At 76.0% G+C, this 19,347-nt stretch carries 24 protein-coding genes; 7 read left to right on the top strand and 17 right to left on the bottom strand.

Translation table 11 applies throughout. From position 1 onward, the window contains the following. The first annotated feature begins 65 nt into the window (after positions 1–65). The gene (locus KUM42_RS14035; RefSeq protein WP_237493149.1) at positions 66–659 is read left to right on the top strand and encodes a hypothetical protein; all 594 of its coding nucleotides are present in this window, start codon (positions 66–68) and stop codon (positions 657–659) included. A gap of 49 nt (positions 660–708) precedes the next feature. On the opposite strand, the gene KUM42_RS14030 is transcribed toward KUM42_RS14035, so the two are convergent. Both KUM42_RS14030 and KUM42_RS14025 read right to left on the bottom strand, forming a co-directional pair. Then, entirely contained in the window at positions 709–1,734 is a 1,026-nt protein-coding gene (locus tag KUM42_RS14030) for an LLM class flavin-dependent oxidoreductase (RefSeq protein ID WP_237493148.1), read from the bottom strand. A gap of 43 nt (positions 1,735–1,777) precedes the next feature. Continuing rightward, positions 1,778–2,260, bottom strand: coding sequence for a MarR family winged helix-turn-helix transcriptional regulator (locus KUM42_RS14025; protein ID WP_237493147.1), 483 nt, complete (start codon positions 2,258–2,260; stop codon positions 1,778–1,780). A 198-nt stretch (positions 2,261–2,458) separates the two neighbouring features. Between KUM42_RS14025 and KUM42_RS14020 the strand changes: the two genes are divergently transcribed. Then, entirely contained in the window at positions 2,459–3,424 is a 966-nt protein-coding gene (locus tag KUM42_RS14020; RefSeq protein WP_237493146.1) for an NAD(P)H-binding protein, read from the top strand. Between the two features lie 76 nt (positions 3,425–3,500). On the opposite strand, the gene KUM42_RS14015 is transcribed toward KUM42_RS14020, so the two are convergent. Then, on the bottom strand, positions 3,501–4,232 hold the full coding sequence (locus tag KUM42_RS14015) for a GAF domain-containing protein (RefSeq protein WP_237493145.1): 732 nt from the start codon (positions 4,230–4,232) through the stop codon (positions 3,501–3,503). 278 nt (positions 4,233–4,510) lie between these two features. Here KUM42_RS14015 and KUM42_RS14010 point away from each other — a divergent pair, with 278 nt between their 5' ends. The 3 genes from KUM42_RS14010 (at position 4,511) to mscL (ending at position 6,119) form a co-directional block, all read left to right on the top strand. Beyond that, complete coding sequence (locus KUM42_RS14010) at positions 4,511–4,834, top strand: FmdB family zinc ribbon protein (protein WP_237493144.1); 324 nt, start codon at positions 4,511–4,513, stop codon at positions 4,832–4,834. 106 nt (positions 4,835–4,940) lie between these two features. Then, positions 4,941–5,639 (top strand): Flp pilus assembly protein CpaB, encoded by a 699-nt coding sequence (gene cpaB / locus KUM42_RS14005; RefSeq protein ID WP_237493143.1) that lies wholly within the window; start codon positions 4,941–4,943, stop codon positions 5,637–5,639. Positions 5,640–5,678: 39 nt separating this feature from the next. Further along, positions 5,679–6,119 (top strand): large conductance mechanosensitive channel protein MscL, encoded by a 441-nt coding sequence (mscL, locus tag KUM42_RS14000; RefSeq protein WP_237493142.1) that lies wholly within the window; start codon positions 5,679–5,681, stop codon positions 6,117–6,119. 62 nt (positions 6,120–6,181) lie between these two features. Here mscL and KUM42_RS13995 read toward each other — a convergent pair whose 3' ends face one another. Next, positions 6,182–6,337, bottom strand: coding sequence for a hypothetical protein (locus KUM42_RS13995; RefSeq protein WP_237493141.1), 156 nt, complete (start codon positions 6,335–6,337; stop codon positions 6,182–6,184). Between the two features lie 26 nt (positions 6,338–6,363). After that, positions 6,364–6,921, bottom strand: coding sequence for a YbaK/EbsC family protein (locus tag KUM42_RS13990; protein ID WP_237493140.1), 558 nt, complete (start codon positions 6,919–6,921; stop codon positions 6,364–6,366). Positions 6,922–7,007: 86 nt separating this feature from the next. Between KUM42_RS13990 and KUM42_RS13985 the strand changes: the two genes are divergently transcribed. Both KUM42_RS13985 and KUM42_RS13980 read left to right on the top strand, forming a co-directional pair. Then, positions 7,008–7,367, top strand: coding sequence for a VOC family protein (locus KUM42_RS13985; protein ID WP_237493139.1), 360 nt, complete (start codon positions 7,008–7,010; stop codon positions 7,365–7,367). After that, positions 7,364–8,227, top strand: a complete 864-nt coding sequence (locus KUM42_RS13980) for a phosphotransferase family protein (protein ID WP_237493138.1) — start codon at positions 7,364–7,366, stop codon at positions 8,225–8,227. Before KUM42_RS13985 ends, KUM42_RS13980 begins: the two co-directional genes overlap by 4 nt. A gap of 101 nt (positions 8,228–8,328) precedes the next feature. On the opposite strand, the gene KUM42_RS13975 is transcribed toward KUM42_RS13980, so the two are convergent. The 12 genes from KUM42_RS13975 to KUM42_RS13920 form a co-directional block, all read right to left on the bottom strand. Continuing rightward, positions 8,329–9,243 (bottom strand): MSMEG_6728 family protein, encoded by a 915-nt coding sequence (locus KUM42_RS13975; RefSeq protein ID WP_237493137.1) that lies wholly within the window; start codon positions 9,241–9,243, stop codon positions 8,329–8,331. A 31-nt stretch (positions 9,244–9,274) separates the two neighbouring features. Beyond that, positions 9,275–9,583, bottom strand: coding sequence for a biopolymer transporter Tol (locus KUM42_RS13970; protein WP_237493136.1), 309 nt, complete (start codon positions 9,581–9,583; stop codon positions 9,275–9,277). Further along, entirely contained in the window at positions 9,580–10,422 is an 843-nt protein-coding gene (locus KUM42_RS13965; RefSeq protein ID WP_237493135.1) for an NAD-dependent protein deacetylase, read from the bottom strand. Before KUM42_RS13965 ends, KUM42_RS13970 begins: the two co-directional genes overlap by 4 nt. 34 nt (positions 10,423–10,456) lie before the next feature. Further along, complete coding sequence (locus tag KUM42_RS13960) at positions 10,457–10,903, bottom strand: SRPBCC family protein (RefSeq protein ID WP_237493134.1); 447 nt, start codon at positions 10,901–10,903, stop codon at positions 10,457–10,459. Positions 10,904–10,926: 23 nt separating this feature from the next. After that, a complete protein-coding gene (locus KUM42_RS13955; RefSeq protein ID WP_237493133.1) occupies positions 10,927–13,302 on the bottom strand; it encodes a bifunctional diguanylate cyclase/phosphodiesterase in 2,376 nt (791 codons plus the stop codon). After that, positions 13,299–14,468, bottom strand: a complete 1,170-nt coding sequence (locus KUM42_RS13950) for an FIST signal transduction protein (RefSeq protein ID WP_237493132.1) — start codon at positions 14,466–14,468, stop codon at positions 13,299–13,301. The genes KUM42_RS13955 and KUM42_RS13950 overlap by 4 nt, the downstream gene beginning before the upstream one ends. Positions 14,469–14,544: 76 nt before the next feature. Beyond that, positions 14,545–15,771 carry a serpin family protein gene (locus KUM42_RS13945; protein WP_237493131.1) on the bottom strand — a complete coding sequence of 409 codons (1,227 nt, stop codon included), beginning with the start codon at positions 15,769–15,771 and terminating at the stop codon, positions 14,545–14,547. Positions 15,772–15,855: 84 nt separating this feature from the next. After that, positions 15,856–16,668 carry a sulfotransferase gene (locus KUM42_RS13940; protein ID WP_237493130.1) on the bottom strand — a complete coding sequence of 271 codons (813 nt, stop codon included), beginning with the start codon at positions 16,666–16,668 and terminating at the stop codon, positions 15,856–15,858. A gap of 92 nt (positions 16,669–16,760) precedes the next feature. After that, positions 16,761–17,492: a response regulator transcription factor gene (locus KUM42_RS13935; RefSeq protein WP_237493129.1), complete on the bottom strand. Its 732-nt coding sequence runs from the start codon at positions 17,490–17,492 to the stop codon at positions 16,761–16,763. 98 nt (positions 17,493–17,590) lie between these two features. Further along, positions 17,591–17,887, bottom strand: a complete 297-nt coding sequence (locus KUM42_RS13930) for a hypothetical protein (protein WP_237493128.1) — start codon at positions 17,885–17,887, stop codon at positions 17,591–17,593. A gap of 37 nt (positions 17,888–17,924) precedes the next feature. Beyond that, positions 17,925–18,344, bottom strand: coding sequence for a hypothetical protein (locus KUM42_RS13925; protein ID WP_237493127.1), 420 nt, complete (start codon positions 18,342–18,344; stop codon positions 17,925–17,927). Between the two features lie 55 nt (positions 18,345–18,399). Next, on the bottom strand, positions 18,400–19,281 hold the full coding sequence (locus KUM42_RS13920; protein ID WP_237493126.1) for an SDR family oxidoreductase: 882 nt from the start codon (positions 19,279–19,281) through the stop codon (positions 18,400–18,402). Between the last annotated feature and the right edge of the window lie 66 nt (positions 19,282–19,347).

Below are 19,347 nucleotides of genomic sequence, written 5' to 3'. Positions count from 1 at the left end.
AGCCGGGGAGACCGTCCGGCTGACGCAGCGGCCCACGGGCCGAGCAGCTCTCGAGGAGATCCACCATGTCGAACGACCAGCACACCGTCCTGCGCTCCATGCACGACCTCGGCCTCGCCGCCTGGTTCGGTGGCAACCTCATGGGCGCCGTCGGGCTGAACAAGGCCGCGGCCGCCGCCAAGGACAGCACCGAGCGCACCCGCCTGTCCTCCATCGGCTGGGGCGCCTGGGCGCCCGTGCAGGCCGCCGCCATCGGCGCACACGTGATCGGCTCGGTCGGCATGCTGCGCGCGGACCGTGGCCGGGTGGCCACCGAGTCCGGCGCGACGCTGAACACCGTGCTCAAGAGCGTGCTCACCGTCTCCGCCATCGTCACCACCGCCACCAGCGGCGCGTTCGGCGCGAAGATCGGCGCCAAGTCGGTCAACGGCGGCGTGCCCAGCGCGACCGCGACCGAGCCGTCCGCCCTCACCCCGGACGACGTGGCCTCCGCGCAGAAGGCGCAGAAGCCGCTGCAGTGGGTCAACCCCGCGCTCACCGCGGTGCTGATCGTGCTCGCCGCCCAGCAGGGCGAGCAGCAGCGCACCGCCTCCACCGTCCGCGGCGCGTTCGGCGCCGGCCTCACCAGCCTGAAGGCCGCCGTCCTCAAGGCCGCCTGAGCCGCACCCTCCCGTCGTCCCGCGCCCTCACGGGTGCGGGACGACGGGCTCAGGCAGCGACCGGCTGGGCGGGCGAGAGACCCCAGGCGGCTGCCAGCAGCTCCAGGCTGTGCACGCGCTCGGCCACCCCGTGGGTGGATGCGGTGATCATCAGCTCGTCGGCCCCGGTCTGGGCAGCGAGCGCCCGCAGCTCCGCCACGACCCGCTCCGGCCCGCCGATGACGGCGTTGCTCGGCATGTTCTCCGCCGCGGCGCGCTCGGGGTGCACCGCGGACTCCTCCAGGCTGGGCACCGGGCGCAGCCGGCCGGTGCGGATCGACAGCCGCATGAGCTGCCCCGGCAGCGCCAGCCGGGCGGCCTCCTCGTCGGAGTCGGCGACCAGCGTGTTCGCGGTGACCACCGCGTAGGGCCGGTCCAGCTGCGGCGAGGGCACGAACTCCTCGCGGTAGACCTCCAGCGCGGCCACGGTGTGCGGGCTGCCGAAGTGGTGGGCGAAGGTGAAGGGCAGCCCGAGCTGACCGGCCAGCTGCGCGGAGAAGCTGCTGGAGCCCAGCAGTCCGACCCGGGGCGCGGTGACCGCGGCCGGGGTGGCGCTGAACCGCTCGGCGAGGCCGCCCTGCACCCGCTCGTCGCCGAACAGCCCCAGCAGGTCGAGCAGGTTCTGCGGGAAGTCCTCGGCCGACAGCGCCTTCGGGTCGCGGCGCAGCGCGAGCGCGGTGTGCTGGTCGGTGCCCGGGGCGCGGCCGATGCCCAGGTCGATCCGGCCCGGGTGCAGCGCCTCGAGCAGCGCGAACTGCTCGGCGACCACGAGCGGGGCGTGGTTGGGCAGCATCACCCCGCCCGAGCCGACGACGATCCGGTCGGTGACCGCGGCCAGGTGCGCGATGAGCACCGGCGGGTTGGTGCTGGCCACCGCCGGCATGTTGTGGTGCTCGGCGACCCACAGCCGGCGGTAGCCCAGCCGGTCGGCGGCCTGGGCCACCGCCACGGTGTTGGCCAGTGCGTCGGCGGTGGTCTGCCCGGTGCCGACCGTGGCCAGCTCGAGGACGGACAGGGGCAGCGGGGTCTCGGACATCACCTGCGGCAACACCGTGCCCGCGGTGCTCGTTCCCGGCCGGTCAGCCGGCCTTCGGCACCCGCAGCGTCGCGTCGGGGTCCAGCCGCTCGAGGACGGCCGTGAGCGCGACCTCCAGCCCCTGCGTCTGCTCGGGGGTGAGCGCGGCGAACAGCCCCTCCTTCACCGCGGCGACGTGCCCGGGCGCCACCCGGGACACGACCTCGGCACCGGCGTCGGTGAGGACGGCGAGGTTGCCGCGCCGGTCCTCGGTCGCCCGCTCCCGACGCACCCAGCCGCGCTCCTCCAGCCGGGCCACGGTGTGCGACAGCCGGCTCTGCGACTGGTTGGCCACCCGGGCCAGGTCGCTCATCCGGCGGCTGCGGTCGGGCGCCTCGGACAGCATCGCCAGCACCACGTAGGCGGCGTGCGTGAGGCCGGCGTCGCGCTGCAGCTGCGCGTCGAGCGCACGGGGCAGCAGCTCGGTGACGGCGAGCCAGGCCCGCCAGGTGCGCTGTTCCTGCTCGTCGAGCCACTGCGGGACCACGGCGGAACCGTACCGCCGGCTCCTGGGCACCCCCGTGCGGGCGGCGACCGGCCGCCAGACGTGGGAGAGGGACGGGCCGGCGCGGTGGCGTGCGGTGCCGCCCGGCCCTCGTCCGCCGGTGGTGACGGTGAGGGACTGGTCTCCTCCGGTTTGTGCAGCGCACGCCGGAGGCACCCACCCCGGGTGACTCGTTGTCTGGTGACAGGTTCCTCCGGCTACATCGGGTCCCGGCTGGTCGTGCAGCTCGAGCGCGCCGGTCACCAGGTGGTCGCGACCGCGCGCGACGTGGCCAAGCTGGCCGACTTCGACTGGCCCGACTCGGTGACCGAGGTGCCGCTGGACGTCTCCGACGCAGACTCCTGCCGGCAGGCGTTCGACGCGGCCGGTGACGTGTCGGTGGCCTACTTCCTCGTGCACTCCATCGGGGAGGGCGACTTCGCCACCCAGGACCTGGACAGCGCGCGGGCGTTCGCCTCGGCCGCCCGGGACGCCGGGGTGTCCCGGATCGTCTACCTGGGCGGCTTCGTGCCCCAGCAGGAGGAGCTCTCCGCGCACCTGGAGAGCCGTGCCGACGTCGGCGACGCCCTCGGGCAGGCCGGCATCGAGCTGGTGTGGCTGCGTGCGGCGATCGTGCTGGGCGGCGGGTCGACGTCCTACGAGCTGGTGCGCCACATCGCCGACCGGGTGCCGGTGGTCCCGCTGCCCACCTGGATGGACCACCCGGTGTCGCCCATCGCCGTCACCGACGTGCTGCACTACCTGGTCGCCGCCGCCGACCGCGACCTCCTGCCCGCCGGCGCCTACGACGTGTCCAACGGCGAGCACCCCACCTACGCGGACCTGATCAAGGCCTACGCCGCCGAGGCCGGGCTGCGCCGGCTGTGGCTGCCGTTCCCTCCCGTGCCGCCCCGGCTGGTCGCCACGATCGCGTCGTGGCTGACGCCGCTGCCGCGCGAGCTCACCGCCGACCTGGTCATGAGCCTGCCCAACAGCATGGACTCCCAGGACGACCGCATCCGCCGCATCGTGCCCGACCCGGCCGGTGGGCTGACCAGTTCCCGGGACGCGCTGCGCCGGGCGCACGAGGGCAGCCGGACCTCCGGCGTCGGCAGCAGCGGGGACGCCGTGCACCGGGTGCGCACGGACCCCTCCTGGTCGGCCTGAGCCAGACCTCGACGACCCGCAGGCGGGTCCGGCGGCCACCCGTCGTGCGTGCGCGGGTGTCCGACCGGTGGAGCCGTCAGCGGGTGGTGTCGGGGTCCAGGGCCAGCTCGTCGGCGGCCACGGCGTGGGCCAGGAGCTGGGCGGCGAGGTGGTCGACGGTCGAGTCGTCGGCGAAGGCCCGGGCCCGCAGCAGGGCCAGCGACTCGGGCACCCCGACGCCGAGGGCGTCGTGCACCATGCCGACGGCCTGCCAGACCGCCGAACGCCGTCCGGCTGCCGGAGCGTGCTGCCAGGCCGGGCCGTCGTCCCGGTGCCGCATGAGCTGGTCCTGGATCTGCAGGCAGGTCGAGACCTCGTTGCTGACGACCAGGGCGTCGGACAGGCTGAGCGCGCGGACGGTCCGTGGCGGGGCGACGTAGAGGTCGAGCGCGCCGATGCCCCGCGTCGAGTCGCGCAGCGGCAGGGAGATGACCCCCCGGATCGGGGTGCGGGCCACCAGCGCGTCGTGGTAGCCCGGCCAGCGGGAGCAGATGGCCGCCTCGTCGGCCACCACCGGCCCCTGCTCGGCGTGGGCGCTCAGGCACGGGCCCTCGCCCACCGTGAACTGCAGCCGTTCGGCCTCCGTGGCGTCGGGGCCGCTGGCGCCCAGGGGCATCCTGCGCTCGGCGATCAGCAGGCTGATGCCGGCGCCGTCCACGGGCAGCACCTGGACGCAGGCGTGCGCCAGCCCCTCGGCCAGCAGCTCCGGCCGCGGCAGGTCACCCGACGCCGAGGCCAGGGCGGCGTGGAAGTCGTCGAGGAGCGTCATCGGGCGAGGAGGCGGTCGGTGGTCACCGTCAGCCGGGCGAGGTCGCGCCGGAACTCGGTCGTGTCACACACGGTCACGGACGACCGGTGCCCATCGGATGCCCACCCGACACGTCCGCTCCCCCGCCGGGCGCGCGGTCCGGGCCGCACCCCCGGGTGACGCAGATGTGACCCTCGCCGACCGGCGTGGACGGCGGGCGGGCGCACGGCGCATCATTGGCAGTCGCCGGAGCAGAGTGCCAGCTCCGGACCGGTCCGGATCGAGGAGCTCGCAGCACCGTGCCCACGTACCAGTACGTCTGCTCCAACCCCGAGGGCAAGCACGAGTTCGAGGTCGTGCAGTCGTTCACCGACCCCGCGGTGACCACCTGCCCGCAGGACGGGTCCCCCGTGCGCAAGGTGTACGGCTCGGTCGGCGTCGTGTTCAAGGGCTCGGGCTTCTACCGCACCGACAGCCGCAAGGCCGAGAGCGCCTCCAGCGCACCGGCCCCGGCGAAGGAGGCCGCCAAGCCCGCTGCCTCGACCAGCGGCAGCAAGGAGTCCTCCAGCTCGTCGGCCCCGGCCGCCAAGCCCTCCTCGTCGGGCAGCAGCAGCTCCAGCTGATCCACGGACGGCGGCGGCGTGCTGCCGACCGTCCACACCCGGGCCCGCCGTCCACAGTCCGTCACAGGACCGGGACGGCGCCGGGCGGGCCGCCGAGCATCGTGGCGTGCCCCGTCTCCGCCGCCCCCGCTCCCCGGTGCACCTGCTCCGGCAGGTGGTCGCCGGCCTGCTCGTCTGCCTGGCGCTGGTCCTGGCGCTGCGGCCCCCGCCCCCTGCGGCCGGCTCTGCTCCCACGACCGTCCCGGTGGTCGTCGCGGCGGCCGACCTCGCCGCCGGAGCGGCGCTGACCGCCGCCGACCTGGCGGTCGCGCTGGTCCCCGCCGACTCGGCTCCGGCCGGGGTGGTCACCGACGTGCCGCAGCTGACCGGCGCCGTGCTGGCGTCGCCGCTGCGGGCCGGCGAGCCGGTCACCGACGTGCGCGTCGTCGGCCCGGGGCTGTGGGCGGCGGTGCCGACCGGTCAGGTGGCCGCGCCGGTCCGGCTGGCCGACCTGGCGGTGGCGACCCTGCTGCGGGCCGGCGACCGGGTCGACGTCCTGGCCGCCGGCGACACCGCCCCCGTGCCGGCCGACCCCGTGCCGACCGGCTCCGAGCAGGCTGACGGCGCGAAGGCCGGCAGCACGCCCGCCCACACCGTGCAGGTGGTCGCCGCCGGCGCCCTCGTGCTGGCGGCCCCGACCCCTGCGCCGGAGGACGACGACGGGACGGACGGGCTGCTCGTGCTGGCCGTCTCGCCGGACACCGCGGGGCGGCTGGCGGCCGCCGCGGCCTCGGCCACGCTCACCGTTACCCTCGGCGCGCCGTGACCCCCGGGCGGTCCGCCCGGCGACTGGAGAGGTGCCGACGTGCTCAAGGGCTTCAAGGACTTCCTGCTGCGCGGGAACGTCGTCGACCTGGCGGTGGCGGTGGTCATCGGCGCCGCGTTCACCGCGGTGGTCAGCTCGTTCACCGAGTCGTTCCTGCGGCCGCTGATCGCCCTGGTCAGCGGTGGCGGTCCGACCGGCGGCGAGTTCGTCATCGACCAGCAGCACTTCACCTGGGGCGCGTTCGTCAACCAGGTCATCACGTTCGTGATCACCGCGGCGGTCATCTACTTCGTGGTGGTCGTGCCGATGAAGATCGTCGTCGAGCGGCGCAGGCGAGGCGAGGAGGCCGGCCCGGTCGCCCCGACCCAGGTCGAGCTGCTGGCCGAGATCCGTGACCTGCTCCGCGCCCAGCAGGGCCTCGACGCGGTGGTGGACGAGGGCGGCCGGCACGCCCACACCGGGGAGTTCCCCCGCCCGTAGTGGAAGGACCCCGCTGCCCCCCACGCCTCGCGAGCTCGGCGCGGGCCCCTGCAGCAGGGCCGTCAGTCGCTGCCCCAGTGCGGGGGCCGGTCCTCGAGGTAGCGGCGGTCGTCGTCATCAGGGTCGGTGGGCCGGTCGCCCCAGCCGACGTCGCTGTCGTCGGGTGCCCGGACGGGACGTCGAGGGGTGTCGTCGGCGGGCTGCTGCGGTGCGGACACGCTGCCGAGCGTAGGCGGGGAGCCGGTCAGTCCAGCGGCTGACCGAGGCCCTCGAGCACCTCGGCGCCGGGGAGCGCGGCGAGCACCGAGCCCGGCACGGCCAGCTTGCTGCCCCGGGTCCCGGAACCGATCACGAGCCACTCGCTCGCGGCGACCGCGGCGTCGACCAGCACCGGCCAGGACGCCGGCAGCCCGACCGGCGTGATGCCGCCGTACGCCATGCCACTCTCGGCGACCGCGACGTCCTGCGGGGCGAACGAGGCCTTGCGGGCGCCCAGGTGCCGGCGGACCAGGCCGTTGACGTCGGCACGGGTGGTGGCCAGCACCAGGCAGGCGGCCAGCGTGGTCTCCCCGGCCCGGCGCGCGGCGACGACCACGCAGTTGGCCGAGGCAGCCAGCGGCACCTCGTAGGTGTCGGTGAACGCGGCGGTGTCGGCGGCGGTGTCGTCGATCTCGGCGACCCAGGCCGGGCCGGTGAGCCCCGCGACCGCGGCCGCGACCGGGGCACCCAGCAGGTGCCGGTGCTCGGCGGCCGGCAGCCAGGTCAGCGTGCCGAGCTGGGGGGCGGGGTGCGGTGCGGCCATGCGCTGATCGTGCGACACGGCCGGTGCTGCGCGGCGCCCGGGGTCGTCCGTTGTCGCCGCCGGAGGGCTGCCGCGAAGATGGCCGCATGATCGGTCAGCTGCACTCCATCGTCATCGACGCCCCCGACGCCCACGCCCTGGCGTGCTTCTACGCCGAGGTGCTCGGGATGGAGGTGAAGGGCTCCCCCGGCGACGACTGGGTGGTCGTCACCGGCGCCGGCTACCGGATCGCCTTCCAGCAGGCCCCCGACCTGCAGGTGCCCCAGTGGCCCGACCCCGACCACCCGCAGCAGTTCCACCTCGACATCCGGGTGGCCGACGTGGCGGAGGCCGAGCCGAAGGTGCTCGCCCTCGGCGCCCGCCGGCTGCCCGGCGGCGGAGGGGACTTCCGCGTCTACGCCGACCCGGTCGGGCACCCGTTCTGCTTCGTCTGGGACGCCGTGTGAGCCGGCGGGCGGTCGCCGCAGCGGTCGCCGTCGCCCGCGCCTCCGGGCTGGCCGTCGACGACCCGGTGGTGCTCAGCGCCGGCGTCAACGTGGTGGTCCACCTGCGGCCGGCGCCGGTCGTGGCCCGGGTCGCGACCCACGTGCGGCTGCTGCGGCCCGACGCTGCCCGCCACCAGCGCCGCGACCTGCAGCTGGCCGCGGCCCTGCGGTCGGCCGGGGCACCGGTCATGCCGCCGACCGACCTGCTGCCGCCGGGTCCGCACACCGAGGACGGCCTCAGCACCACCTTCTGGCGGTGGGTCGAGGTGCTGCCCGAGCGGCCCACGGCCGACCTCGCCGGGCGCACCCTCGCCGACCTGCTGGCGGCGCTGGCCGAGGTCGACCCCGGCTGGACCGGGGAGCCGCTGGACACCCCGCTGGACGACCTCGCCGAGTTCGTCCGCACCGGCGCCCGACTGGGCGCCGACCCGGCGCTGGTGACCAGGGTCGGCGAGCTGACCGACCGGTTGCGCCCGCTGCTCACCGGCCCCGTCCAGCCGCTGCACGGCGACGCCCACCCCGGCAACCTGCTGCGCACGGCGGCCGGCTGGGTCTGGGCCGATCTCGAGGACACCTGCCGCGGGCCGGTCGGCTGGGACCTCGCGTGCCTGCGGAGGACGTCGCGGCTCGACGGCCGGGCGGCGCTCGACGCGATGCCGCACCCGGTGGACGAGGAGGCACTGGCCCCGTTCAGCTGGCTGCGGGCCCTGCACGCCGGCGCCTGGTGGCTGGTGCACGCCGCTCGCGAGCCGGCCGACCTGCCCACTGCCCGCGAGCGTCTGCGCGCCGCTGTCGACGAGGTCGCCGCCGGCCTGGGCTGAGCCGCTCCACCGGACGGGGAGCCGTGTCACGGCGCGCTCCCCGTCCGGTGCCCCGACTCGACCCGGACGAGGACCGGCCCGGTCGGGCATGAGCGGAGCGGTCAGCGCAGGCCGGGCGGGACGGCGTCCGGGTCGAGGGTGATCCGGAAGAGCGCCCGCGGGTCCTGCAGCGTCGCCGGTGGGCGTGCGGCCGACCGGGGCACGACCGCCTCGAACCGGGCCGGACGGCGGTGCGGCAGCAGCTCGCGGCCGTGGAAGGAGTAGTCGCCCACCACCCGGCCCAGCAGCAGCCCGGCGCCCACCTCGATCGGCAGGCCGACCAGGTCACCGGGGGCGACCTCGTCGAGGAAGGCGGTGAGCTGGCGCAAGTCCTTGGCCGGGCGCTTGCCGGACAGCTCCTTGGACAGTGCGCGCAGCTCGGCCGGCGACTGCCCGGTGGCGTCGACGTCGATGCCGGACTGGGTGCCCAGCCCGACGAGCCCGCCGAACAGCGCGGCGCCCAGCTCGTTGTGCGCCCGCGGACGCACGACCCACACCGGCACGCCCTCCGGCGCGGGGGCGGGCGGGACGTCGTCCGCGCCGGGCCACTTGTAGGGCAGGTCGTCGGGGTCCTCGGGGAACCTCGACCGGTAGAACTCCGGGTCCTTGGCGACCAGGTTCGACCGGTGCGACAGGTGCAGCTCGGCGTCGCCCACCCAGCTCGGCAGCAGCCCGGCCTCCGCGGCCTCGGCCTGGGTCATCGCGGCGGCGTCGGGGGCGAACTCGGAGATCAGCGCCTCGGTGGAGTCGGCGAAGCCGCGCTCCTTCCAGACCCGCACCATGGCCAGCGAGTAGACGACCAGGCCGGCGGTGTACCCGCGCCACATGATGACGACGGGGTGGTTGGCCCAGCCGTAGTCGGGCAGCTCCAGGGCGCGCAGCACCTGGAGGCACTCCACGCGCTGCTTGCCGAGGCGGGGGTTGTCGAGGAGCCGGGCGGACTCGGTGAAGTCCTGCACCGGGAGGAAGGTCTGCATCGCCGGACCTCCTGCCCGCGCCGGGCGACGGTCAACCGCCGAGGGCGTCCAGCTGCTCCAGCGCCGACTCCCAGCGGGCCTGCCGCTCGTCCGGGGACTGGTCCCACCAGGCGGTGCCGCGCTCCCCCAGTCCGGTCTTGGCCAGTTGCGTCCGCGCCCGGGCAGCGGCCACCGCGGCCTCGTCGCCCCTGGCCGCGCGGACGCCGGAGCGGCCCACGCCCAGGTGGTGCAGCAGCTGCGCCCGCACGTCCTCGGGCAGCGAGGGGTCCGCCGTCCGCCAGCGCCGTCCGTCGACGACGATCCAGCGGCCGTCCTCGGTGTGCTCGACCTCGCGGGTCACGACAGCCGGCGCGCCAGCTCGGGCAGCACCTCGCCGAGCGGGGCGTCGACCCGCAGCGTCGCCTTGGCGTCGCCGCGGGTCGGGCCCGAGTTGACGATCGCGACCGGGATGCCGCGCTTGGCCGCGGCGATGACGAACCGGTAGCCGCTCATCACGGTCAACGACGAGCCGAGCACGACCAGCGACCGGGCCTCCTCGACGAGGGCGAAGCAGCGGTCGACCCGGTCGCGCGGCACCGTCTCGCCGAAGAAGACGACGTCGGGCTTGAGCGGGCCGCTGCCGCAGGCCAGGCAGTCGACCATCACGAACCCGTCGAGCGCCTCCTCGGGCAGCTCGACGTCGCCGTCGGGGTTGACCTCGTCGGTGGCCTCCGGCCGGAAGCCGGGGTTGACCGCCCGCAGCCGGACGTCGAGTGCGGCGCGGGAGGCCACGTCACCGCAGGCCAGGCAGACGGTGCGGTCGAGCCCGCCGTGCAGCTCGAGGACGTCGCGGGCGCCGCCGGCCTGGTGCAGCCCGTCGACGTTCTGGGTGATCACCTCGCCGACGCACCCGGCCTGCTGCAGCGCGGCGACGGCGCGGTGGCCGGCGTTGGGCCGGGCGTCGCCGATCTGCCGCCAGCCCACGAAGCTGCGCGCCCAGTAGCGGTGCCGGCCGCGCGGGTCGCGGGTGAAGGTCTGGTAGGTCATCGGCGTGTGCCGGCGCAGCGAACCGGTGGCGCCGCGGTAGTCGGGGATGCCGGAGTCGGTCGAGAGCCCCGCGCCGGAGAGCACCAGTGCCCCGCCGTCGGCGAGGAGGTCGGTGAGCTCGGCGACGCCGGCGAGCGTGGCGGGTGCGGTCACCCCTCCATGGTCCCTGCCCGGAGGCCGTCGTGCCTCAGCCTGCGGAGACCGCGTGCTCCAGCTTCTCCAGCAGCGCCTCGTGGATGCGGGCCAGGCCCTTGGGCGCGAAGGTGCGCTCGAAGAACCCGCCGATGCCGGTCGCGCCGGTCCAGGTGGTGCGCGCCCGCACGGTGCTCACGCCGGCGTCGGCCGGGTGCACCGTCCAGGTGGTCACCATCGAGGAGTTGCTGTCGCTCTCCACGAGCGCGCCGTCGGGGCCGGCGGTGACGACGACGTCCTGCAGCCGCACGCGCTTGGACGTCGCCTGCAGCTTCCAGTGCACGCGCGTGCCGGCGCCGGTGCCGCCCTCGGTCACGCGGTACTCGCTGTACTGCTCGGGCAGCACCGCGGGGCGGGTGGTGGTGTAGTCGGCGAGTGCCGCGCGGACGACGTCCGCCGGTGCCCGCACGACGCGTTCGGCTGTGGCGACGACCTGACCCATGCCGCCATCCTGCTACCCCCGGCTCAGGCCGGCAGCAGCGACCCGGCCAGCAGCAGCGCCGTCACCTCCTGCGCCAGCACCGGCCGGGAGAACAGGTACCCCTGCGCACTGCGGCAGCCCAGCGACAGCAGGACCGCCCGCTGCGCCTCGGTCTCCACCCCCTCGGCCACGACGTCCAGCCCGGCGGCCTCCGAGAGCGCCAGGACCGCCCGCACGATGCCGACGCCGATGCCCTGGCGGCGCTCGCAGGCGTCGTCCCCGAGCCCGGCGACGAAGGAGCGGTCGATCTTCAGCGCGTCGACCGGGAGGTCCTTGAGGTGGGCGAGGTTGGAGTAGGAGACGCCGAAGTCGTCGACGACCAGGCTGATGCCGGCGCGGCCGAAGGTGTCCAGCAGGGCCAGCTGGCCGGGCGTCTTCTCCAGGTTCTCGGTGACCTCCAGCCGTAGGTGGCGGGGGTGCAGCTGCTCGCGGGCCAGCACGGTGAGCACCCGGGCCACCAGGTCACCGTCGTCGAGCTGGACCGCGGAGAGGTTGACCGACACGGTCAGGTCCGCGCACCCGGGCAGCCGGCGCCAGGCGGCGAGCTCGTGGCAGGCCTGCGCCACCACCCAGTCGCCGATCGCGCCGATCGCGCCGGTCTCCTCGGCCAGCGGGACGAACACGTCGGGCGGGACGTCGCCGTGGACCGGGTGCCGCCAGCGCAGCAGCGCCTCCAGGCCGACCACGCGCCCGGTCGGCAGGTCGACGATCGGCTGGTAGTGCACGGCCAGCTCCTCGCGGTGCAGTGCGCCCTGCACCTCCTGGCGCAGCGAGAGCCGGGCGACCGACTGCTGGGCGGCCAGGGCGTCGAACACCTGCACCCGGCCACGGCCGCCACGCTTGGCCTCGTACATCGCCGCGTCGGCGTCACGCAGCAGGTCGGTGACCGAGACGGTGCCGCGGGCGCCGAGCACGCCACCGATGCTGGCGCCGATCCGCACGGTCTCCGCGCCCAGGTCGAAGGGGCGGTGCAGCGCGGCCAGGACCCGCTCGCCGACGCCGGTGACCGTGGGCCGGCCCTCGACCTCGGGCAGCACGACGACGAACTCGTCGCCGCCGAGCCGGGCGAGCAGGTCACCGGGGCGCAGGCACGCCCGCAGCCGGTCGGCGACCTGGCACAGCAGGTCGTCGCCGGCCTCGTGACCGAGCCGGTCGTTGACGGCCTTGAACTCGTCGAGGTCGCAGAACAGCACGCCGACCGGGCCGGGGCGGTCGGCGGCGAGCTCGGTCTCCAGCTGCCGGCGGACCAGCGCCCGGTTGGCCAGCCCGGTGAGGGAGTCGTGGGTGGCCTGGCGCCGCAGCTCGGCCTCGCTGGCCGACAGGGCGTCGTAGAGCCGGCCGTTGACCAGCGCAGCGGCGACGTAGCCGGCGAGCAGGGCGGCGGCGTCGAGCGCGGCAGAGGAGAAGGCGGCCGGGCGCGGGTGCATGGCGTAGAGCAGGGCCACGGGACGGCCGTCGACGTGCACCGGGGCGCACAGCAGCGACCGCACGTCCCCGCGCAGGTCGTCGGGCATCGCGTCGGGGCCGGTGGCCAGGTCGTGGGTGCTGTGGACCTCGCCGCGCAGGGCGGCCGGCCACGACCGCAGCGCCGCGATCGGTCGGGGCCAGCGTCCGACGTCCTCCTGCGGCCAGGGCCCGGTGGTCCCGAGCAGGGCCTGGTCGCCGTCCACGGTGACCACGCTGGTCCACGCGGCACCGGTGACCGCGCCCAGGGTGCGCACGGCCTCGGTGAACAGCGGCCCGCTCTCCAGGTGGCGGGCCAGCCGGGGGCCGGCGGTGGCCAGCCGCTCCACGGTGCCCCGGCGCTCGGCGTCCTCCATGGAGGAGCGCAGCCGCTGGGCGACCGACCGCAGCATCGGCAGGTCGGTGGGGTCGAAGGTGGCGTCGGTGGCCATCAGCAGCACGAGCGCACCCTGGTGCGGGTCCGCCGGGTCGACCGGCACGTGCACGACCGAGCCCACCGCGACCCCGGCGACCACCGGCGCCGCGAGCTCGGGCGGGCGGGTCCAGACCCGCGGCACCCGGCTGGTGAACACGTCGGCGTCCGCGGGGAGCCGGGGCAGCCGGGGCTCGTCGACGTCGCCGAAGCCGCAGGCGGCGACGACGTCGACCTCCGCGCCCCAGGTGCGCACCCAGAGCACGAGGTCGGCGGAGAACACCTCGGAGACGGCCTCCAGCGCGCGGGCGGCCAGCTCGTCGGCGGTGCCGCCCTGGCCGATCACCTCGAGCAGCCGGATGAGCCCGGCAGTGGTGCGGTAGGCGTCCCGGGCCGAGGAACGCGCGTCGGCCAGCAGGACCCGCAGGTCCTCGGCCGGCACGTCGCCGGCGGTGCCGACCGCCCAGGACGGGCCGGTGGTCACAGCGCCAGCGCGGTGAGGGTGGCGTTGTGGACGCCCCCTGCTCCGCGGGACCGGGCGAACTCGCCGTAGGTGTAGAGGCCGAAGCAGGTCGCCTGACCCGCGGCGGCCTGCAGCCGCTCGACCTCCTCGCCGATCGTCTCCCCGAGGATGGTCTGCCGGGCGGCGCAGTCGAAGGTCAGCAGCACCGTCTCCTCCCCGGTGGTCAGGGCGGCGCGGGCCACGTCGTCGACGACCCGCAGCAGCGCGGGACGGTCGGCGCTCATCAGCTGCACGGCGGAGAAGGTGGCGACCGGCTCGAAGCTGTTGAGCTCCCCGCCGGGGGCGACGTAGATGGCCCGCACGAGGTGCGAGCCGTCGGGCTCGATCACGCCGAGGGCGTAGGAGCTCTCCTCGACGGCCTCACCGTGGCTGATGCCGCGGCGGGCGGCCTCCTGCACGTCGATGGCCCCGGCGTACACCTCGGACGCGGGCCGGCCACCGATCTCGTGGACCACCGTGCCCTCGGCGCGGGTGACCAGCTGCGGCGGCCCGACCGGGGTCCAGCCGTGCGCGCTCACCACCCGGAGCGGGCGCGGGGAGGCGATCCACACGCCGACGACGGCGTCGTTGAGCACCTCGCCACCGAGGAAGACGCTGGTGCTCGACAGCCGCCAGTCGTCGCCGGCCACGCCGCCGACGATCGGCACGCGGGCACCGGCGACCCGGTGGGCCCCGCCGATGACGTCCTGCTGGCCGCCGACGAGCCCGTCGGCCAGCAGCAGCAGGGCGGCGTGCGGCAGGTCGTGCTCCCCGGAGGCGGCGCGCGCGGCGCGGACGACCTCGGCACCGACCTCGCCGGGGCGGGTGCTCATGCCGTGCGCCGCGGCCACGCCGAAGCGGTACCCGCCCCCGGCCAGCGCCAGGACGACGACGCCGGTGCCCGGTGCGCTCAGCTCGCGACCCACGAAGTGCCCGGTGCTGGTGGCCCCGACCACGGGGGCGTCGCCGGTCACCGCGGCGACCCCGGCGAGCAGCTCGGTCAGGTCGTAGCGCACCGAGGCGTAGACGACGACGAGCGCGGGCTCGGCACCGGCCAGGCCGACCAGCGCGGCGGCGGCCGCGGCCCGGCCCGCCTCGCCGGACCCCGCGACGTCGCTGGACCCCGTGCCGTGCAGCAGTGCGCTCATGGCCGGGGAGACGGCAGGTCCCGTCCCGTCCTGCAGTCCCCGGGAAGGGGACTCACCCGTTCCGGTACTGCGGGGGTCAGGCGGAGGGGTCGTCCACGACGGTGAGGAACAGCGGCGAGCGGGTCGCGGTGTCGGTCAGCAGGAGCAGGAACGGTCGGTCGAAGGTCACCAGCCGCTGCGGCGCCCGCCCCGACACCGCCAGCCCCACCCCGGTGGCCGCGGCCGCCTCGGTGCCCTCCTCGTCGACCCGCAGGTACGCCGCCTGCGCCACCTCGTCGATCTCCAGCCCCGCGCCGAGCGCGGGCCAGCCCCCCACGGGCAGGCCCAGCTCGAGCAGCGGCGGGAGCAGGTCCAGGTCGACGTCCATCCCCAGCCGGGGCAGCGCGACGTCGACGGGCTCGCCGGTCGCGGCCGCCAGCGCGGTCAGGGTGGCCGCCTCGACCGCACAGGGGTCGGTCCCCTCCGGCGGCAGGACGGCGACGGCGGCCAGGGTGCCGTCGCGGTAGGGCAGTTCGACGGCCTCCCAGCCGTCCGCGGTGCCGGCCGTGCCCGTGCCGCCGCCCATCAGGTCGACGGTGACCTCCCCGTGCGGTGCGGCGAAGGGAGCCGGCGCGGTCACGGTGAACGGCTGCGCCCAGCGCGCCCGCAGGTGCACGGCGTTGGTCAGCACCGCGCCGGTGCCCCCGGACAGCGGGTCGGTGAAGAGCTCCTCGATCACGCCCCGGGTGTCCTCGGCGACGGTCGCGTTGATCCGGTCGGTGGCGCCCTGCGGGTCGGCGGCGAAGTCCAGCTCCCGGACGTCGGCGTCGAAGGCGGTGGCCAGGTCGTCGAGGTAGCCGGGGTCGGGCCGCAGACCCGGCGCGGTGAACAGCCGGTTGCTCAGCTGCAGGGAGTCCGGGGCGTCGTCGTCGTCCGGGTCGGCCTCGGTGCGCAGCCCGTCGAGGGCCGCGGTGTGCTCGCGGGTGGCCGCGACCAGGTCCGGTGACCAGCCCGGCAGGTGCAGCAGGCCGCCCATCGCCGTCGCGGTCTCCCCCGCCGCGGCCGGGTAGAGCAGGCCGAGGGCCTCGGCGGCCGACGTCGGCGACAGCAGGACGTTCCCGCCCGGGTCGGCCGCGCACAGCGTGTGCAGCAGGTCGACGCCGAACGCCGTCTGCGCGGCGGCCACGTCGGCCGCGTCGAGGTCACCGGCCACCACGGGGACGACGGCCCCGCGGAGCACCGCCACGTCGGGCCCGGCCGCTCCGCAGCCGGCCAGTGCGGCGAGCACGGCGGCCAGCAGGACGGTGCGCGCGGACCCGGCCACGGGCACCCCCCTCGCGGCGCCGTCCGCCGACGGACGTGAGCATGGCGGCCCGGCAGCGGGCGGCACAACCACCGGCCGCGCCGGTCAGCGGGTGGCGGCCTCCGGCGGGGCGACCGCGGCCACCCGCGCCTCGATGCGGGCGCGGGTCGCGGCGTCGAACGCCTGGGTGAAGCGGGCCCGCGGTGCGTACTCCAGCGGACCGGTGTTGGGCCGCTTCCAGTGCTCGAAGTCCTTGATCAGGCTGCGGGCGGCCTCGGCCCGGCCGGCCACCATCGCCGGGTCGTAGTCGAGCCCGACCGCGGCGCACACCGCCCGCAGGGTGGCCTCGGGGCGCTGGGCGAGGTCGGCGTACCCGACGAGGTGGTGGCCCGGGCGGCCGCGATGGGCCTCGCTGATCGCGACGCACTCGGCCCACAGGTCCAGCGCCTGGTCGACGTCGTAGCTGCTCCCCCAGCCGGCGGCGTTGGCGCAGAGGCTGGTGACCACGTCTGCGCCGTCCCGCAGGATGTGCACGAACCGGGCGCCGGGCACGAGGGCCTCGACGAGGTCGATGGCGTAGAGGTTGGCCGGGGTCTTCTCCACCCAGGCGCGGGCGCCCGCGGCGGCGGTCACGGCGTCGGCGGTGGCCAGGAACGTGTCCACGGCGGCGCCGACGGTGGGCTGCGGCGGCCAGGCGGTGTCCGGGCGGCCGAGGAAGCCGGCGACCTGCGGCAGGTCACCGACCAGGTCGGGGCCCACCGGGGCGGCCGCAGAGGCGGGCAGCCGGTAGAAGAAGTGCGTCTCCGGGAAGGAGTGGACGCCGCCGTGCGCAGCCAGGAAGGACTGCAACAGGGTCGTCCCCGACCGGGGGCAGCCGACGACGAACAGCCGCTGCGGGGCACCGTCGGGAGCAGGCACCCGGGCACGGTAACGCCGGGCCGGCGGTCCGGCCCGGCGAGTGGTGGCCGGCGGGTGCCCACGCTGGTGGTCAGCGGGCACCCGCCGGACGATCAGGCCTCGGCCGGGGTGGGGGCCGGGGCGGGGCTGCCGGTGAGGGCGTGGACGCCGCAGGTGCAGGCACCGGGGTTGCGGGCCGAGAGCACCAGGGAGACCGCGTGCGCCCGGTCGCGGGCACCCAGCTTGCGCAGGATGGCCTTGACGTGGGACTTGACGGTGTCCTCGGAGATGAAGAGGTTCTTGCCGATCACCCGGTTGGACTGGCCCTGGATGAGCTCGTCGAGGACGTCGGACTCGCGGCGGGTCAGCGGCACCTCGAGGGTGAGCTCGCGGGAGACCGGCTCGGCGGTGCCCTCGCCGCGGCGGATCTGCGGGTCGACGACGGTGCGCCCGGCGCGGGCGGCCAGCACGGCCCAGCCCAGCAGGGTCGGGGAGGTGTTCATGAGCAGGTAGCCGCGCACACCGGCGGCGAGTGCCTCGTTGACGACACCCGGGTCCTCGGAGGTGGCCAGGGCCACGATGGCGATCTGGGGGAAGCGGCGGCGCAGGTCACGGCAGGCGTTGAGGGTGGCGGCCCGGCCGGTGCCCAGCTCGACGATCACGGCGTCGGGGTGGGCGGTCTCGGCCAGCGTCAGCGCCCGGCGGGGCTCCCCGGGGGTGCCCACCGCCTGCAGACCGGCAGTCTCGTTGACCATGCCGATCAGGCCACGGCGCAGGACCGGCGCGTCGGCGAGGATGAGCACGCGGGTGACGCTGCGGCTGGCGCTGACCAGGGGGGTGGACACTGTGGGACTCCGCTCACGTTCGGTGACTGCTGACAACCAGTAGATCGACCGGGTGAACGAGGTCCTTGAGATCTTTCTCAGGAAGAGTCCAGGTCAGCTCAGGGACGCGGGTCCCTCCGCGTCCAACTGCGCTCGTCACGGCGTGCACCCAGGCCGGCCGCGCAGCGCCGGCAGACCGCCTGCACGCCCTCCGCGTGCCGGCCGGACTCGGGCTGGACGTCGGCCCAGCTGACGTGCGGGAACCGGGTCAGCCCCGACCTGGACAGCGACAGCCCGCAGACGGTCTCGTTGCGTCCTTGCACCCATCCGTGGACCTCTCCGGCCGGGTACCGGACGCCGTCGTCGGGGTCGACCCACTGGTCGGCGGCCGCGACCGCCGAACTGCGCAGTGCCATGGCGAGGCCGCTACCCGTTCCCGGGCCGGCCACCCGCTCAGCGGCGGTAGCGGGCCGGACGGCGGACGGTGTCGGGGCGGGCCCACGCGGTGTCGCCCCAGGTCACGGTCGCGGGGTCCGGGACCGGCAGCGGGTCGCCGTGGGAGGTGATGTCCAGGCGGGCGAGCCGGCCGTCCTCGACGAACAGCAGGACGCCGCCGGTGGGCCGGCCGTCGGGACCGGAGACGGTGCCCTCCACCGGGGCGGGGCCGGCGACCCCGGCGTTCGGGGCGGCGCCGGGGACGTGCAGGTCGATCGTGCCGCAGCCGCAGGTGCAGCCCGGCGTCGCCGTGACCGTGTCGAGCTGGGCGCGGAGCACGTCGGCGCCGGTGAAGTCGTGCGCGAGCAGCGCGTCGAGCAGTGCGCGCTCGGTGGCGGTCAGCGGTCGGGGTGCCCGGTCGGCGGAGGGAGCTGCCATGCCCCCAGTGTCGTCGACGGCCCGGCTCCCGTGGGGCCGGGCCGTCGACGGGCGGTCAGGGCTGCAGGTTCTCCAGGTCGGCGAGCAGGCTCGGGCCCGTCGGCTGCCAGCCCAGCGCCGCACGGGTGTGGGCACTGGACGCCGGCTGGTCCATCGCGAAGATCGGTCCGAACGGGCCGAAGTCCTCGACCGGCCGGGACTCGACCGGCAGGCCCAGCCGCCGCCCGATGACGGTCGCGATGTCACGGACGGTGTCGCCCTCGTCGGCGACCGCGTGCCAGGCGGTCCCGGCCGGCGCCTTCTCCAGCGCAAGCCGGAACAGGACGGCGGCGTCGCGCGCGTGCACCGCCGGCCAGCGCTGGGTGCCGTCGCCGGGGTAGCCGGACACCCCCGCAGTGCGGGCCATGTCGGTGAGCAGGCCGGCGAACCCGCCCGTGCCGTGGTCGTGGACGGTGCGCGGCATGCGCACGGCGGAGCTGCGGACCCCGCGGGAGGCCAGGTCCAGCAGCGCGTTCACCGAGTGCGCCCGCGCGGCGACCGGGCCCTCGGTCGGCAGCGGGTCCTGCTCGGTGGACGGCCGGCCCCGGATCCAGGGCGTGCCGGAGACGGTGACGATCGGCCGGTCGCTGCCCAGCAGCTCCGCCCCCAGCGCGGCCATCGCGGCGCTCTCCTCCGCCATGCTCGCCGCCACCGCGTCCGGGCTGCCGTAGTCGCGGCCGAAGGCCAGGGAGATCACGCCCTCGGTCTGCGCGGCCCCGGCACGCAGGACGTCGAGGTCGGCGGTGCTCCCGCGGAGCACCTGGGCACCGGCGGTCTGCAGGGCCGCCGCGGAACTGTCGGAACGGGCGAGACCGAGCACGGTGTGGCCGTTGGCCAGGAGCTCGGTGACGACGGCGGAGCCGATGGTGCCGGTGCCGCCGGTGACGAAGACGCGCATGGGGTGCTCCCGAGAAGTGATGAGACGGTTGTCCCATCACCGTACACAGTGATGGGACACCTGTCC

The organism is Modestobacter sp. L9-4, from assembly GCF_019112525.1.
GTDB lineage: Bacteria > Actinomycetota > Actinomycetes > Mycobacteriales > Geodermatophilaceae > Modestobacter.
This window is presented reverse-complemented; position numbering and strand designations above follow the sequence as displayed.